The sequence below is a fragment of the Fusibacter sp. QWL-12 genome (genome assembly GCF_058683495.1).
This window is the reverse complement of the sequence record NZ_CM178745.1, coordinates 1,110,196-1,125,858: the sequence shown is the minus strand read 5'-3', so window position 1 is coordinate 1,125,858 and position 15,663 is coordinate 1,110,196. Positions and strand designations below refer to the sequence as shown.

Sequence of the window (15,663 nt, the reverse complement as noted above, 5' to 3'; positions counted from 1 at the left end):
ATGGCTCAGAATCCAATCGTTACAATTACAATGGTAGGCGGAAAGCAAATGAAAGTTGAGCTTTACCCAGAAGTAGCGCCAAATACAGTTAATAATTTTATCAGTCTTGTAAAAAAAGGGTACTATGATGGTTTGATTTTCCACAGAGTCATCAAAGGTTTTATGATTCAAGGCGGTTGTCCAAATGGTAATGGTATGGGCGGTCCTGGTTATGGTATCAAAGGTGAGTTTTTAATCAATGGCGTGCAAAATAATTTGAAGCATTCAAAAGGTGTGCTTTCAATGGCGAGAGCTCAAAATCCTAACTCAGCTGGATCACAGTTCTTTATTATGCATCAAAATTCACCTCATTTAGATGGACAATATGCAGCATTTGGTAAAATCATCGAAGGTCAAGAAATTGTAGATGAAATTGCAGATGTAAAAACAAACCATTCTGATCGTCCACTGGATGAGCAAAAAATTGAAACCATGGTGGTTGATACTTTTGGTGAAGAATACCCTGAACCAGAAAAAATGTAATATCAGTTGATTAAATAAATAAGGCTATTTCACAATCGTGAAATAGCCTTTCTATTTTGCATTATATTTAATTTATAATTGTGCTATACATACTTGTCAAAGTTAATTCCTTTGCCCATGAACTGCTTAAGCTCATTTAACGATTTAGCAGACTGCTGCATCTGTGAGGCCCTTGCATCACTGAGCTTCTGAAGCTGACCACCAGTCGCATTTTTCGCTTGGATGGCTTTGCTATCTGTTGCCTGTTGAAGTGCTTGCTGTATATTGTTTTTCTGAGCTGACTTTTCTTTCTCAATAATACGGTCAAGCGCTGTCGTTTTTGATGGCATACTATTATAGTTTTTCCATAAATCGCTTGCATTGGTACTTAATCCAACTGCACCCATAATGCCTCCTTTCTCAAATCTGAAAGGTTATACCTGCTTAATTATATATGCCCATTTTCTGAATATTTAATCAACAAAATGATACACATATCCACCGTTTAAAGTTCTCTAGAAATCATTTCTTCGTAAGTTTGACCTCTTACGATTAATTTAGGCTCGCCCTCACGAATGACGACTACCGGCGGAATAAGGAGTTTGTTATAGTTATTTGCCATTGAGTAGCCATATGCACCAGTAGAAAAAACAGCTAATAGATCACCTGTTTCGGCAGCTGCTAGAGGGATGGCTTTGATGAGTATATCTGTCGATTCACAGCATTTACCGCTGATGTCTACTATTTCTGTTGCATTTAGGTCAGCTTTATTTGCAAGAACTGCATTGTATTTGGCACCATATAAGCCTGGGCGTATGTTGTCTGTCATACCGCCATCAATTGAGAGATAGGTTTTAACGTCGGGAATTTCTTTAATCGTTCCAATGCTGTAAAGTTGAATACCTGCCTCTCCGACGATGAAACGCCCTGGTTCCATCGATACATGTGGTCGTTTAAGAGCGTTTGTTTCACAAAACTCTGTAAGACGCGCCATTAAAGGATCTACAAAGTCGGTAATTTTCAAAGGCTGGTCTACTTCAGTGTATTTAATACCAAAGCCACCACCAAAGTTAAAATCTTCAATTGTGTAATCAAATCTTTCTTTTGTTTCTAATATTAAATCAAGAATCACTTCTAGTGCACTTAAATGCGTCTGAGACTCGTGTAACTGTGAGCCAACGTGGAAATGGAACCCTAAGAAATTAAGCGCTTCTGAAGCTATTGCGGCTTGTATCAAGGGAAATAAAACTGTCTCATTAAGTGGAATCCCAAACTTAGAATCCTTTTTTCCTGTAGAGATATAATCGTGTGTATTTGCAGACACGTTTGGCGTAATTCGGAAAAGAATATTTGCATGCATGCCCAGTTGTTTACAGATGGACTCCAGTGTGTAAAACTCACTGACGCTGTCGACAACAAATCGATTTACGCCGTAGTTTAAAGCAAGTTTTATTTCATCAGTAGATTTATTATTCCCGTTAAATTCAATGCGATCGGCTGGAAAATTTACACTCATAGCGGTGTAAAGTTCGCCACCGCTGACCACGTCAAGCCAAAAGCCCTCTTGATCGAGCAGGCGACAAATATACTTCGTGCAGAACGCTTTACATGCAAACGCTGCATGAGAATTTTCATATTTATTAATGAAAGCATTCTTTATCTCGTTTAAATTCTCAAGTATTTTGTTTTCTGAATAGACATATAGCGGGGTTCCAAATTGCTCAGCCAATGCCAATGTGGAAACGCCATCCATATAAAGGGTATGATTTTTGATTACAAACATAAAGATGCTCCTCGTTCATTTAATTTAGTCCTATTGTAACATAATATAAAAAAAATGATAGCCCAATTCAAAGACGATCATTTGTTAAATCATTATCAATTTATTCGAATAGAAAAGCCTTTGTCTCCAAAGGCCTGACTATTAGCATTTTTTATTTTTGATTGCTACCTAATACGTTAACAATTTTGTGTTTAACCATACCGTAGATAGCTTCTCTAGCAGGAGCTAAATATTTTCTTGGGTCAAAGTTTGCTGGATCTAAAGCAAATTGCTTACGGATTGTACCAGTCAAAGCTAGTCTCAAGTCTGAGTCGATGTTGATTTTGCAGATACCGTATCTTGCAGATTCTCTTAATTGATCTTCTGGACAACCTTTAGCATCTACTAATTGACCACCGTATTCATTACACATTTCTACATACTCAGGAATAACTGAAGAAGCACCGTGAAGTACTAATGGGAATCCTGGAAGTAAGTTAGAAATTTCTTTAAGTCTTTCAAGGTCAAGTTTTGGATCTGAATCAGCAGCAAATTTGTAAGCGCCATGGCTTGTACCAATAGCGATTGCTAATGAGTCACAACCAGTTCTTGTAACGAAATCAACAGCTTGTTGAGGATCAGTATAAGTAGCATCTTCAGCAGATACGTTAACCGCATCTTCAATACCAGCTAATCTTCCTAACTCAGCTTCAACGACAACACCTTTAGAGTGTGCGTATTCAACGACTTTTTTAGTAAGTGCTACGTTCTCTTCGTATGAATGGTGTGAACCATCGATCATAACTGAAGTAAAACCGTCGTCGATACATTGTTTACAGATTTCGAAATCATCACCGTGGTCAAGGTGAAGTGCGATATCAAGCTCTGGATGCTCGATTAAAGCAGCTTCTACTAATTTTTTCAAGTAAACTGGGCTCGCATATTTTCTTGCACCTGCAGATACTTGAAGAATCAATGGTGATTTTGTTTCAGCAGCAGCTTTTACGATACCTTGGATAATTTCCATGTTGTTTACGTTAAATGCGCCAACTGCATATCCGCCTTCATAGGCTTTTTTAAACATTTCTTTAGTGGTTACTAATGGCACTCGAATCACTCCTTTTAATATATGGATTAAGTGCAAATCTTGATAACAACCTATTAACAATGCCCTGCTATATATGATATTATATAGCATGTAATTTGAATTTACTAGTTTTAAAATGAAAAAAGATTGTAAATATCCCGTAGGGATGAGGAGTGACCCGTGAGACTACCAGAGCACTTTGTTAATCGTATGAAAACGCAGCTTGGTGTGAGCTATGAAGCTTTTGAAGCTTCCTATGACAGAGAACACTATGTCAGTTTGAAGATAAATACATTAAAAATAACCGTGGAAAAATTCTTAGAGATTTTTCCCTACCCTTTAAAACCTGTTCCATGGACGAAAGATGGCTTCTACTATCGACCAGAAGATCCTGTAACCAAGCATCCATACTTTTATGCAGGGTTATTTTATGTACAAGAGCCGTCTGCGATGTCACCAGTGGTCGCTTTAGCACCTGAGCCTGGTGATCTATGCTTAGATACTTGTGCTGCTCCAGGTGGAAAATCCATGCAAATCGCAACCAATATAAAAGATCAGGGGCTGCTGGTTACCAATGATATCAACGAAACAAGAGTGAAAGCCATTCTAAGAAATGCTGAAAAGTTTGGCCTTAGAAATGTATTGATATTAAATGAATCTCCAGATAAAATTGCTAAAGCAATTGGCAATCGGTTTGATCGAATTTTAGTAGATGCACCTTGCTCGGGTGAGGGAATGTTTAGAAAAGATCCACGAGCGGTTAAATCCTACGAAACGTTTGGTCCGTTAGCGTGTCAATCGATGCAAAGGGAAATCATTGATCAGTTAAAGGGGTTAGCAGCTTCGAATGCGGCTATTGTTTATTCTACCTGCACCTTTGCACCTGAGGAAAATGAAGAGCAGATAGCGTATTTGTTAGAGAATCCAAGTCAATTCGTTTCAAGAGATATTAGCTTAAATACCATTGATTATGATGATGTATCAAAGCGTTATATGACACATATTTGGCCCCACCAGCACATGGGGGAAGGTCATTTCATCGCCAGCATACAGGCTACTGATAATTTTGAGACAAATTATAAAGTAGAAAAGTATCCGGAAAATCAGCCGCCAGAAGCTTTTATAGAATTTATGGCGACACATTTCACACAGCCAATGACTGGTTTCTTTTCACTCGTAGGAGAAAAACTTTATCTTAAACCAGAGATTAAAGTTCCAACAAAGGGGTTAAAAGTGGTAAGAGAAGGTCTATTGCTAGGAGAAATAAAAAAAGGCAGGTTCGCACCGAGTCAAGCTATGGCAATGTATTTAAAGATGATGGATTTCCATCCTGTTTTAGATCTACCTGCTTCGGGAGATGAAGTGGTTCGCTATCTGAAAGGAGAGACGGTTTTTGTCAACTCAGACAACAGTGGTCTTCATTTGATCTGTACAGATGGTTATCCAATTGGTTTTGCAAAAATTGCCAATGGGACTTTGAAAAATATGTACCCAGTATCATGGCGAATGATATAATTCTCAAATTGACACTAAAAAATAAAACGGAACTCAAGTGTATAAGCATGTGTTCATTGTATAAGGAGCAAGAATGGGTGAAAAAATTAGGCTAGATAAACTTTTGTCCAATATGGGAAAAGGTTCTAGAAGTGAAATGAAAGATGCACTACGATTTGGCGGTGTTAAAGTCAATGGCGTAACCGTAAGAACAGGAAAAGAGAAGGTGGATCCTGATAAGGACGAAATACTTTATAAAGGTATTCCAGTTGTCTATATCAAACATGTCTATTTGTTACTGAATAAACCAGATGGTTATATTTCAGCAACAGAAGACAAATTCCACAAAACGGTTCTAGAATTGATTGGATCTGAATATGATCATTATGATTTGTTTCCAGTTGGAAGACTGGATATCGATACAGAGGGTCTGCTTATAATTACGAATGATGGTGAGCTAACGCATAATCTGTTAGCGCCAAAAAAACACGTACCTAAAACCTACCGCGCATTTATCAACGGACCGTTAAATGCCTCGGCAGTTGCACAATTCGAAGAGGGAATAACACTAGATGATGGCTATAAGTGTAAGCCTGCTGAGCTTGAAATATTAAGCACGTCAATGGATGAGAGCGAAGTCAAGCTGACCATTCATGAAGGTAAGTTTCATCAAGTGAAGCGAATGTTTGAATCAATTGATCTAAAGGTAACGTATTTACAAAGAATTAAAATGAATGAACTTTCACTACCTGACGATTTGGCAGTTGGAGAATTCAGACCGCTAACAGAGGATGAGTTTAAAGCTTTAACTAAAGGAATTGATTTATAATGATAGAAATAAAAAACCTGATTCTTTAAGAATCAGGTTTTATTTAGTATAGGCATAATGTTGCTTATGGTGATATCTGTGAACTCGATATCAGATGATTTTAAGAGATGAATAAGAATTTATATCTGATTTTCAGTTATAAGCGAGTTGCGACTAGTTTCTACCCTGTCCAGCTAGAACTTTGATAATGGTATCCAGTGAATCCGTCTTGCTAATTTTAAATGTGCCAGCACGTAATTTACTATCGTAGCCCATTTCAATTAAGCGTTTAACAAATTCATCGGAATCTGCTACAAACCCCTGCGATTCTAAGTTTTTACCGATTGTATAGCCAAGCTCACCTTCTGCTACTACAAAGTTTTCAAGCTTAGGTGCTTCTGTTGCAGCCTCTGTAGTCGGTTCTGTCGTGGCTTCGGTGGATTCTTCAGTACTTTCAACCGTTGCCTCTGTAGTTTCTACTGGTGTTACTGAGATTTGGCTACCTGTGGTTGTTTCGATAACGCTATCTGTAGGCGCTTCAACATCCATACTGAGTGTATCGGAAATTTTCCATGAAACGGCAAAGAAAATTAAGCCGATGATGATTAATGAAAGTACTATATCACTTATATCATATAAAAAATCTTTGATTTTTTCGAACATTTTTAACGCTCCTTAACTTAGGTTGTTCCAGATTACTACTTATAGAATAACATAATTCAAGGTATTCTCATAGTATTGTTCTTTTCAAATAGATTACTTTCGTGTTACAATTTTTTTGAGGTGCATTATGCTAATTAAACTAGAAGAAAAACACAGTCAAGAACTGGAAGCCTATATAAACGCTGCTGGAGATGAGGCAATCTACCTTATTAAACCATATGCTCAGTATAAAGAAGGAAATTTGGAGGGGACGTTCTACGGCTACCAAGAATCCGAAAAATTGACAGCCGTTTTTTATTTTTCGAACAAAAGTGTTCTCGCTCTTCACGTCGTCAATCAAAAGGCACTTGGCAACTTGGATTTACTAAAAGCGATAAAATACTATAAACCAAGATTTATTAAAGGTTTATCAGCTGCAGTAGATGGTGTTTATCGACTTATTTGCAGAGCGACCAGTGCAACCAGTGAAGCGAAAATCTTACTGATGACTTATACGCAATTAACCGACAAAGTGGGCTTAGCAAGTGAACAAGAATCTGACCCAAATGCATTGACGCTCTTAAGTGGTAGAAATAAGATGATTGATGAGTTAATTAACGATATGAAGTTTTTCATAGATGTTGAAACCCATTTTGGTAGACAGGTAAAGGCGATCAACGATTTGTCAAAGGATTTAAAGCTCCTAATGAATCAGGATAATTATGTATTAGGGACCATTGACAATGAAATTGTCGCACAAGGATTCATAGAAGATGAAACCGAGAGTATGGGGATTTTATCGGGCATTTATGTTTCGCCGAAATATAGAAGAAGAGGCTATGCAAAAGCAGTTTCGATGCGTTTGACTAATAAGTTGCTCGAAAGAGGCAAACAACCCTATTTGTTTGTAAAGAACAATAATCAAGAGGCGAAGCAGCTTTATGAGAAAATTGGGTATAAAGGTGTTGAAACGTATACCTTGATGACCGTAGATTATTAAATGGAGAAGATATGAAGCAGATAACAATTACCGGCAATGAGTCGGAACAAAGATTGGATAGATTTTTACTCAAGTATTTTAATAATACAACTAGAAGCAATATATACAAGCTTATTCGGAAAAAGGTTTTTAAAATCAATGGCAAGCGAATCACACAGGAAGATTATTTTTTAAAAGAGGATGATATTTTAGAGATCTATCTTTCAGATGAGAGCATGGCTGCGATGATTAAGGTTTTTGAACCAATAAAACCAAGTAAGCTGGGACTCGATATCGTCTATGAGGACGAACAGATTTTAGTCGTCAATAAACCTAAGGGCATGTTGACGCATCCAGACCAAACAGAGTACAAAAACACCTTGGCGACTATCGTTCAGTTTTATCTAAGGGATTTGTGTACGCCTACGTTTAAGCCTGCACCCGTCCACAGATTAGATAAAAACACAAGTGGCTTGGTCATTTTTGCCAAAACCTATGAATCGTTGAAAAAATATAATGCCTTGATGCGAGAACGCAATGTAGAGAAATTTTATATCTGTGTCGTTCATGGCAAACTAAAGCAATCGGGTGAAGTAAAGGGCTACCTCGTAAAGGATGAGTACTTGAACAAAGTTAGCATTTTAGATGAAGATCAGGATGATGCAAAATATTGTCATACAAAATACAAACCAATTAAGGTTTTTAGCACTTACACATTGGTTGAAGTTCAGCTAATGACTGGAAGAAGTCATCAAATTAGAGCGACGATGCAGTATATAGGGCATCCAATTGTAGGCGATTTGAAATACGGTGGCAGACGCGTTGCAGGTAACAATAATCAGTTGCTGCATAGCAATCGATTGGTCGTTGATGGACAAAAGTTTGAAGCAAAGTCCCTAGAAATTGAAGAATTTATAAAGTCGCAAACCGAATAAATCAGTTGGAGGCAATATGTTAGAATCGATGCAAGTCATTAAGAAGTTAATAGAGCGATATGACTATTGCGGTGCTTATGAAATACTGAAAAATAAAAGTATGGAGCATATGGATTCTGCTATCGTCATTAATTCTTGCAGATATGCGGTAAACTTTGACTTTTATACTGCGAGAAATTTGTTGAAGAAGCTTTCTGATGAAGGTAAAGCGCATTCAAAAACCGAAGAGTTGATTGTCAATCTAGATGCGCTTAACGATGGTCACCCTGATATTCTCATGTCAGAACTACTTGAAAATTTAAAATTTCAAATAGTAAATGAAGAATATATCGATTTTCTAGGAAGGGTCTACCGATTTAAAGAAGCCATTTACAAATACATGTTTATCAAAAGCCAATTGCCAGATCGAAATTTTACTTTTCAGATGCGATTTATGCAGAAAAAAGAAATCCTAAAAATATTAAGAAATCACTACAAGATTTTCAATAGCAATCTTATATTCGCTCTAAATACTTACTTCAGAAAGTATGATAAGAACACTCAGGTTGTCGATCCAATTATTAAGCTTATGAATTCAGAAAAAATGAACCAATTGATTGAATTAAGACATGATTCCTTGATTGGTCATGGATTTAAAGGCGTTAGTGCAGAAGAAATTCAAAAGGTTTATGGCAATCCATATAATGTACTCGATGATTTTAGAACCTGCCTATTATCACTTGGCATCGAAGTTCAAAGATATAAATACTCTATCGTCAATGAATTGATTTCAGAATTTCTAGATAAGGATTACAACACCTACTATAAAATCAATCAAAGCACAACAGCGAATTTTGAATAGGAGGCAATATGGAGATTTTAGTAAAACAATATGGTGCTTTTACGTATGAACCAGGTGATACCTATGAACAAATTACTAAGCAAATTCAGAAGGATGAGATGCCGTTAATCGTTGCCGTCAAATGTGGTAACATGCTTAGAGAACTAACACATGAAATTATGCCAGAATGTGAAGTGGAATTGATCGATCTCAAACACTCTGATGGTGAACGCATCTATCAAAGAAGCTTAGCCTTTATTATGACTAGAGCTGCAATGGCTTGCTTTGAAGGAATTAGAGTTAGAATTGAACATTCGCTAAGCAAAGGCTTGTACTGTGAATACGATTACAAACGTCGATTGACACATGAGGATTATCAGATCATCCTAGATCAAATGAGACGATATGTTGAACAAAATTTACCATTTAAGAAAGAAAACTTTTCTATTGAAGATGCCAGCTCAGAATTTGAAAGAAATCATATGTTTTCAAAGGTAGAGCTTTTAAAATTTAGACAAAATCCTTATATTCGTCTTTATGAATGTGATGGCGTACACAATTACTTTTATGGCTATATGGTACCAAGCACAGGCTATGTAAAATGGTTTGATCTTATCAAGTACGATGATGGTGCTATTTTAATGCATCCGACAAAGTATTATCCAAATCAACTTCCAGAGTTTGTGGAGTCACCAAAGATTGCTGAAGTGTTTAAAGAGTCAGAGCAGTGGTCGCATATTATGAACATCGGTTACGTTAGCAATTTGAATCAAATGATTCAAACCGATCAACACAAAGAACTTGTACAAATTGCTGAAGCTTTACATGAAAAGAAGATCGCACATATCGCGGATGAGATAACTAAACGTAAGAAAAGAGTCATCTTAATCGCGGGGCCTTCTTCGTCAGGAAAAACTACTTTTGCCAATCGTCTAAGGATTCAATTGAGGGTTAACGGCCTTAATCCAGTTACAGTTTCGACAGATAATTACTTTGTAAATAGAGATAAAACACCACGTGATGAAAATGGCGATTACGACTTTGAGTCATTAGCAGCAGTGGATGTTGAACAATTCAACAAAGATCTAAATGCATTGCTGGATGGCGAACCAGTGGATTTGCCAGTGTTTAATTTCCAAAACGGTACAAGAGAATACCGTGGGAATTTTATGCAAATTGACGAAGACCAACCTATCATAATAGAAGGTATCCACGGATTAAATGAAGGATTAACGGCACATATATTTAAGCGAGATAAGTTTAAAATTTATGTGAGTGCACTGACACAGCTAAACATTGACGAGCATAATAGAATACCAACCACACAGACGAGATTGCTAAGAAGAATCGTTCGAGACAATCAGTTCAGAGGCCATAGTGCAAAAAAAACCATTGGTATGTGGGCATCTGTTAGAAGGGGAGAAGAACTCAACATCTTTCCGTTCCAGGAACAAGCCGATGAAATTTTTAACACTGCTCTACCTTATGAATTGGCAATCCTTAAAAAGCATGCACTTCCTTTATTAGAGGCGATTACAAGTGATGAACCTGAATATAGTGAGGCGTTAATGCTTAAGAAGTTTCTTGGCTATTTTATGTCAATTGAGGATGATGATTTGGTTCCAAAAGTCTCTATTCTTAAGGAGTTCATTGGTGGTAGCGGTTTTGATTTATAAGCGATAGATAAGCTGGGAGGTAACTATGATTGATAAAGAAGGCTTTTCAATTAAGAGATCGTATCTTGTATCCCTCTTTTTTGCTATGTCGCTTTTGCTGGTGAATAATAGTTACTTGTTCCCTACCTTTTATAACGATTTAGAAATTTATCTAAGCCTAGTTTTGGGTGTTAATCTGATTGCGGTGACACTTTTGTCTAATGCAGCTTACTATCACAGTAGAATTAGAATCGACACCATTTATATTGCGATTTCCACCTATTTGTTTATTCTTATGGTTAATTTATTAGGTGCTCTGATGTGGTTGTTGATTTTGAATTATGAAAATTGGCAAATTATGTCTTTGATTTTATCCATGGGAAAGCTCTATTTTGTATTTGGAATTGCGACACTTGAGTTGCAACGTAGACTGCCAGGGTGGTTTACAAGTTTTCCGAAACTATCAATAATGGGGATCGGTTATCTGATTTTTGAAGTGATTATGATTCGAATATCGCTGCTTGGCTTCTTTGATCTAAACAGTCTAATGTTCTTAATCAACGGAGGTGCAGTGATTTGTTTAGTCATCATATGTTATGACTATATTTTAAGACATGATGTAGTAAATCAGTTTGCTTACCTATTTGCCTTTACAACAATGCTGGTAGGACAAATGCTACTTACTTTGATGCCTTTAAGCATAACGATGCAAATCCAAAGTCTCATTCTCTTTGGGTTTGGATTTAGTTATTATTATTTTTATCTCAATCAAAGCAATCTACTGATTCCATATGAAGCACAGAAAACACTTCAAACACAGTTTAATCTTTATGCGGTCAATTTAAAGAAAATCATTGACAAAAAAACCTATCAAATGCGTGAAGCCAATCAGAAGTTCATTGATGAGCTTGACTATGCGAAGATGATTCAGCAGTCGCTATTGCCTAAAGGAAAAGTACAATATCGCGACAGTGTTTTTATTTCTGAATTTTTCCCATGTGAAAGACTCAGTGGTGACTTTTTTGATCATTACCGTGTGGATGAAGATAACGTTGCATTTTATCTAATGGATGTATCAGGACACGGTATTCCTGCTGCTCTGGTAACGATGTTCAGCGGCAATCACTTAAGATCAAATGATAAAAATCTGCAGAGATATTTTGGATTAAAGCCCGATCAAGTGTTAACTCAGTTCTATAATGAGTTTAATAAAATGAATTTTCCAGATGAAATGCATATGGTTCTAATATATGCGACTATGAATTTGAGCACAAAAATGTTAACATATTGTTCAGCGGGGTTAAATTGTAGTCCAATTCGCCTCAAGAAAAATGGGAAAATTGAGCTTTTAGATAAAAGTGAAGGTTTTCCAATCTGTAAGTTGTTAGACGAAGTAGAAGTTGAATTTAAAAGTGAGCGGATTAAACTAGATAAGGGCGATCGACTATTATTCTTCACGGATGGATTGATTGACAATAAAAAAAATAATACGTATCATTATGACGAATTGATTGAACTTTTACAAACACATCAGCATTATTCAATGGAAGCGCTCAATGCTTTGATCGTAGAGAGAATAAAACCATTCAAGCATGAATTGAACGACGACATCACCTACATTCTATTAGAAGTGTAGTTCTATTGACGGGTATAGACATAAGAATTATAATTATTTTTGAAAAGAAAACAAAAATTGGGTAGGGTGACTATGAAAGATATTATTGTCTTAAAAGACTTGGAACAAATCAAAGCAATTTCTCAACAGTACAGACTTGACATTATTGAAGCGTTTGACAGTAAAGCAAAAACAGCTAAGCAAATTGCTGAAATGTTAGACGAACCACATGGTAGAGTAAATTATCACATTAAGATTTTGGAGAAAGTGGGCATAATTGAGCTCGTTCAAGAAGTGACGAAATATGGTGTTGTAGAGAAATACTATTGTCCAGTTGCTTATAAGATAATTATTGATTCTAGTGCCGTGACTTTAGATGATGAAATGTCGGACTCAATCAGCAATGTATCGGTAGCTTTCTTTGAAGGGATATCGAGAGATTTCTATGAGTCGGTAGAAAATTATACCGGTAGTATCACAAGAAAAGTGGCACATTATAGTGATTACTTTCTAACAGAGTCAGAAGCAAAAGAGTTAAATGAAAAAATTACAAAAATGATTGATGCGTATTTAGAAGATAAAACTGAGCCAAGAGAAGGTGCTCAAAGACATTCTTTGGCAAAAATGGTTTTTCCAATGCCTGACAAGGAATAGGAGTATTAAATGGTGTTTCGGAAATTCGCAAAAAGCGTTCTTCCCATTTTCATGATTGTATTCATTTTAGTAGGCTGTACGCCAAAAACTAATAAAAATGACATCCCCAAAACAACTGCTACGGATCCTGTCAATCAGGAGATTTTTTCGAATCCAGCAGTTTCAAGATCCAATGTATTAGTGGTAGGTGTCGATGATATAGAAGGTTTATTTAATCCGCTTTATAGTTCTAAAGCCGTTGAATACTGGGTCAATGATCTTGTGTTTAATGGCTTGTTTGCGTTTGATAAGGCGGGAAATTCTGAAGAGGTTCTCGCAGAAAGCTATAGCTTTTCAGAGGATGAGAAGACGGTAAATGTCAAATTGAAACCTGATATTTTGTTTCAGGACGGAACGAAACTTACTGTGAGTGATGTTGTATTTACGTATTCAATGGTGCTAGATGAAGCTTATAATGGCTATTATCAAGAGGTGAAAGAACATTTGGTTTCTGTGGAGGCAATATCAGATTCTGAGGTCGTTTTTAATTTTAAATCCAATGCGGGTGACAATTTAAAATCCCTTGAGATTCCAATTCTGTCTGAAAAGTATTATAAAGCAGATGATTTTAATACATTTGTAACGACTTATAAAGAGCCAATGGGAACGGGGCTATTTAAGTTTGAAGACTATAATTCAGGCGAAAGCTTGAGTTTATCGGTTAGCTCAAATACGACTCAGAGAAAGCCAAAGTTACAGGGCATTTTGATTAAGCTGTTAAACGAGACACAAGCCAAAGCTGAGTTTGCGGAAGGTAAAATTGATCTTTTTAGACTCTCAGCTGAGAGAGCTTCTGTGGTTGAAATTAAATCACTACCCTTTGGGCAAGTGATGACGCAAGGTACAAATACATCTATGTTCATTGGTTTAAATCTTCAAGATGCATTGTTATCTGATGATAAGATAAGAAAGGCTCTAATATATGGACTTGATCGTCAATCTTTTGTTCAATCAGAATGGGAAGGCTATGCAGATGTGATTAACTTTATGGCAGTAGACAACTCTGAGTATGCGATGGACGCTCAACAGCTAAACGCATATGCCTATGATTTTGATAAGGCATCTGAATTGTTAGATGCCTCTGGGTGGAAAGATACCGATGGTGATGGCTATAGAGAGAAAAATGGAGAGCGCTTAAAGGTGACTTATGTCGTCTTTCCAGAGCTGAGCTGGTCCTATAACCTTGCACAAAAGGCACAAAGTGATTGGCGTAAATTGGGAGTCGAAGTAGAACTTCAGTACCTTGACTATCAAACGATGATGACGCAACTTTTAGAGGGAGCTACTCCTCAAATGTGGAATTTAGCTTGGCAGATTAAGTCTTATGAGAACCCAGAAGTTTTGTTTTCTAATTCAGAAGCTGGACTTTATAATTTTGGTGGCTATGATAATGCCATTGCCCAGTCGTTATTTGATAAGCTTCACGAAGTGAATTCTAATTATGAAAGGGAAGTTTACTATATTGAGTGGCATCAGCTTCAAAATGAGACGTTACCTGTTATTCCGATTGCTAGAATGAAATCGGTATGGGCATACAATAGCCGTGTAAAGAATCTGACAATAGACGCTTATGGATCTTGGACTGGTAAAATAAGCAACATCGAGGTTGAGGTACTACAATGATGCAGATCAATGACTTTGAATTAATAAAGCTAGAATTGGATGCCCTAATGATTAAACATTGGGGCATTGTTTTAATAAAAGATGGTAAATGTATGAATAATGATTGTACTGAAATTTCAGCGACGCTTCAAAGTCTTGGAACGGGTACGATTATTTCATGTGCAATTCCTTATCAATTAAAGACGAATCATCCTAGGCCCAATTCGTCATATGGGCGTGTTGAGTCATTTGCTTGGGGGTTTGATTATCATACGGAGATAGAAAACTTACTCCGTCCATTAAGTGACAAAATGTGTGAAGCATACAGCTTAAGTCCTGAAACGGTTCATACCTTTGTTGACGTTTCTCCCTATGACGATCGTGAGATTGGTTATCTTTCTGGACTTGGATCACTTGGGAAAAACCACTTGTTGATTCATCCTGAATTAGGGACGCGTTTTTTTATAGGGTATATTGTGATTCGAAATCGTAATCTATTTAGTCAGATCCCTGCGCATCAAGTACTTTATCCGAGATATGAGTTGCGCTGTGAAGCGTGTAGTAAATGTGTAACGGCTTGTCCATCGCTCGTCTGTGGGTTTGATGTTACTGATCGTTCTGCTTGTCTATCTGCTTTAACTCAAACCAAGAAAGAAATTTCAGATTTACATCGTGACCTGTTTAAAGTACGTCTATACGGTTGTAGTATCTGCCAAGAGGTATGTCCAGCAAATACGGGGCTACAGCTAAAGCCACTCCTTTCATCGGAAACCCCAAATTGGGTGGATTTATTTGAATTGTTAACTTTAAATAATAAGAAATTTAAAGAAAAATTTGGACACATGGGCTTTGCTTGGCGTTCGCTCTGGGTTTATAAAAGAAATGCACTTTTGATTCTTGGTAATTCGAAATCAGAAGAAGTCTATCGACAGTTATTAGGACTTTCAGAGCTTAAAAGGGATGAAAAGCTCGGAGAATATTACAATTGGGCAATAAATAGTCTTTGTGTTTCCACCGCGGACAGTTAGTGATATACTAAAATCGTAAATCACATATTTGGGAGGGTTACA

The 15,663-nt window shown here is 36.8% G+C and carries 15 protein-coding genes; 11 read left to right on the top strand and 4 right to left on the bottom strand.

What is annotated here, in order from left to right; all coding sequences use genetic code 11:
* On the top strand, nucleotides 1–522 hold the full coding sequence (locus AC4PID_RS05850) for a peptidylprolyl isomerase (RefSeq protein ID WP_492134633.1): 522 nt from the start codon (nucleotides 1–3) through the stop codon (nucleotides 520–522).
* 83 nt (nucleotides 523–605) lie between these two features.
* Here the strand turns inward: AC4PID_RS05850 and AC4PID_RS05845 are convergent, their stop codons facing one another.
* The 3 genes from AC4PID_RS05845 to fba all read right to left on the bottom strand — a co-directional run bounded on the left by AC4PID_RS05845 (nucleotide 606) and on the right by fba (nucleotide 3,371).
* A complete protein-coding gene (locus AC4PID_RS05845; RefSeq protein WP_492134632.1) occupies nucleotides 606–908 on the bottom strand; it encodes a hypothetical protein in 303 nt (100 codons plus the stop codon).
* 98 nt (nucleotides 909–1,006) lie between these two features.
* Nucleotides 1,007–2,284, bottom strand: coding sequence for a diaminopimelate decarboxylase (gene lysA, locus AC4PID_RS05840; RefSeq protein ID WP_492134631.1), 1,278 nt, complete (start codon nucleotides 2,282–2,284; stop codon nucleotides 1,007–1,009).
* A gap of 151 nt (nucleotides 2,285–2,435) precedes the next feature.
* Complete coding sequence (gene fba / locus AC4PID_RS05835) at nucleotides 2,436–3,371, bottom strand: class II fructose-1,6-bisphosphate aldolase (RefSeq protein WP_492134630.1); 936 nt, start codon at nucleotides 3,369–3,371, stop codon at nucleotides 2,436–2,438.
* A 159-nt stretch (nucleotides 3,372–3,530) separates the two neighbouring features.
* Here fba and AC4PID_RS05830 point away from each other — a divergent pair, with 159 nt between their 5' ends.
* Nucleotides 3,531–4,865, top strand: a complete 1,335-nt coding sequence (locus AC4PID_RS05830; protein WP_492134629.1) for an RsmF rRNA methyltransferase first C-terminal domain-containing protein — start codon at nucleotides 3,531–3,533, stop codon at nucleotides 4,863–4,865.
* Nucleotides 4,866–4,938: 73 nt separating this feature from the next.
* Nucleotides 4,939–5,673 (top strand): pseudouridine synthase, encoded by a 735-nt coding sequence (locus AC4PID_RS05825; RefSeq protein ID WP_492134628.1) that lies wholly within the window; start codon nucleotides 4,939–4,941, stop codon nucleotides 5,671–5,673.
* Between the two features lie 153 nt (nucleotides 5,674–5,826).
* Here the strand turns inward: AC4PID_RS05825 and AC4PID_RS05820 are convergent, their stop codons facing one another.
* Nucleotides 5,827–6,315 (bottom strand): hypothetical protein, encoded by a 489-nt coding sequence (locus AC4PID_RS05820; protein WP_492134627.1) that lies wholly within the window; start codon nucleotides 6,313–6,315, stop codon nucleotides 5,827–5,829.
* 127 nt (nucleotides 6,316–6,442) lie between these two features.
* Here AC4PID_RS05820 and AC4PID_RS05815 point away from each other — a divergent pair, with 127 nt between their 5' ends.
* The 8 genes from AC4PID_RS05815 (at nucleotide 6,443) to AC4PID_RS05780 (ending at nucleotide 15,621) form a co-directional block, all read left to right on the top strand.
* A complete protein-coding gene (locus AC4PID_RS05815; protein WP_492134626.1) occupies nucleotides 6,443–7,294 on the top strand; it encodes a GNAT family N-acetyltransferase in 852 nt (283 codons plus the stop codon).
* An 11-nt stretch (nucleotides 7,295–7,305) separates the two neighbouring features.
* On the top strand, nucleotides 7,306–8,208 hold the full coding sequence (locus AC4PID_RS05810; RefSeq protein WP_492134625.1) for an RluA family pseudouridine synthase: 903 nt from the start codon (nucleotides 7,306–7,308) through the stop codon (nucleotides 8,206–8,208).
* 16 nt (nucleotides 8,209–8,224) lie between these two features.
* The gene (locus AC4PID_RS05805) at nucleotides 8,225–9,049 is read left to right on the top strand and encodes a hypothetical protein (protein ID WP_492134624.1); all 825 of its coding nucleotides are present in this window, start codon (nucleotides 8,225–8,227) and stop codon (nucleotides 9,047–9,049) included.
* Between the two features lie 8 nt (nucleotides 9,050–9,057).
* Entirely contained in the window at nucleotides 9,058–10,704 is a 1,647-nt protein-coding gene (locus tag AC4PID_RS05800; RefSeq protein WP_492134623.1) for a nucleoside kinase, read from the top strand.
* A gap of 25 nt (nucleotides 10,705–10,729) precedes the next feature.
* A complete protein-coding gene (locus tag AC4PID_RS05795) occupies nucleotides 10,730–12,319 on the top strand; it encodes a PP2C family protein-serine/threonine phosphatase (protein WP_492134622.1) in 1,590 nt (529 codons plus the stop codon).
* A gap of 72 nt (nucleotides 12,320–12,391) precedes the next feature.
* Nucleotides 12,392–12,952, top strand: coding sequence for an ArsR/SmtB family transcription factor (locus AC4PID_RS05790; RefSeq protein WP_492134621.1), 561 nt, complete (start codon nucleotides 12,392–12,394; stop codon nucleotides 12,950–12,952).
* 9 nt (nucleotides 12,953–12,961) lie between these two features.
* The gene (locus AC4PID_RS05785; RefSeq protein ID WP_492134620.1) at nucleotides 12,962–14,614 is read left to right on the top strand and encodes an ABC transporter substrate-binding protein; all 1,653 of its coding nucleotides are present in this window, start codon (nucleotides 12,962–12,964) and stop codon (nucleotides 14,612–14,614) included.
* A complete protein-coding gene (locus tag AC4PID_RS05780) occupies nucleotides 14,611–15,621 on the top strand; it encodes an epoxyqueuosine reductase (protein ID WP_492134619.1) in 1,011 nt (336 codons plus the stop codon). Before AC4PID_RS05785 ends, AC4PID_RS05780 begins: the two co-directional genes overlap by 4 nt.
* The last annotated feature ends 42 nt before the right edge of the window (nucleotides 15,622–15,663 follow it).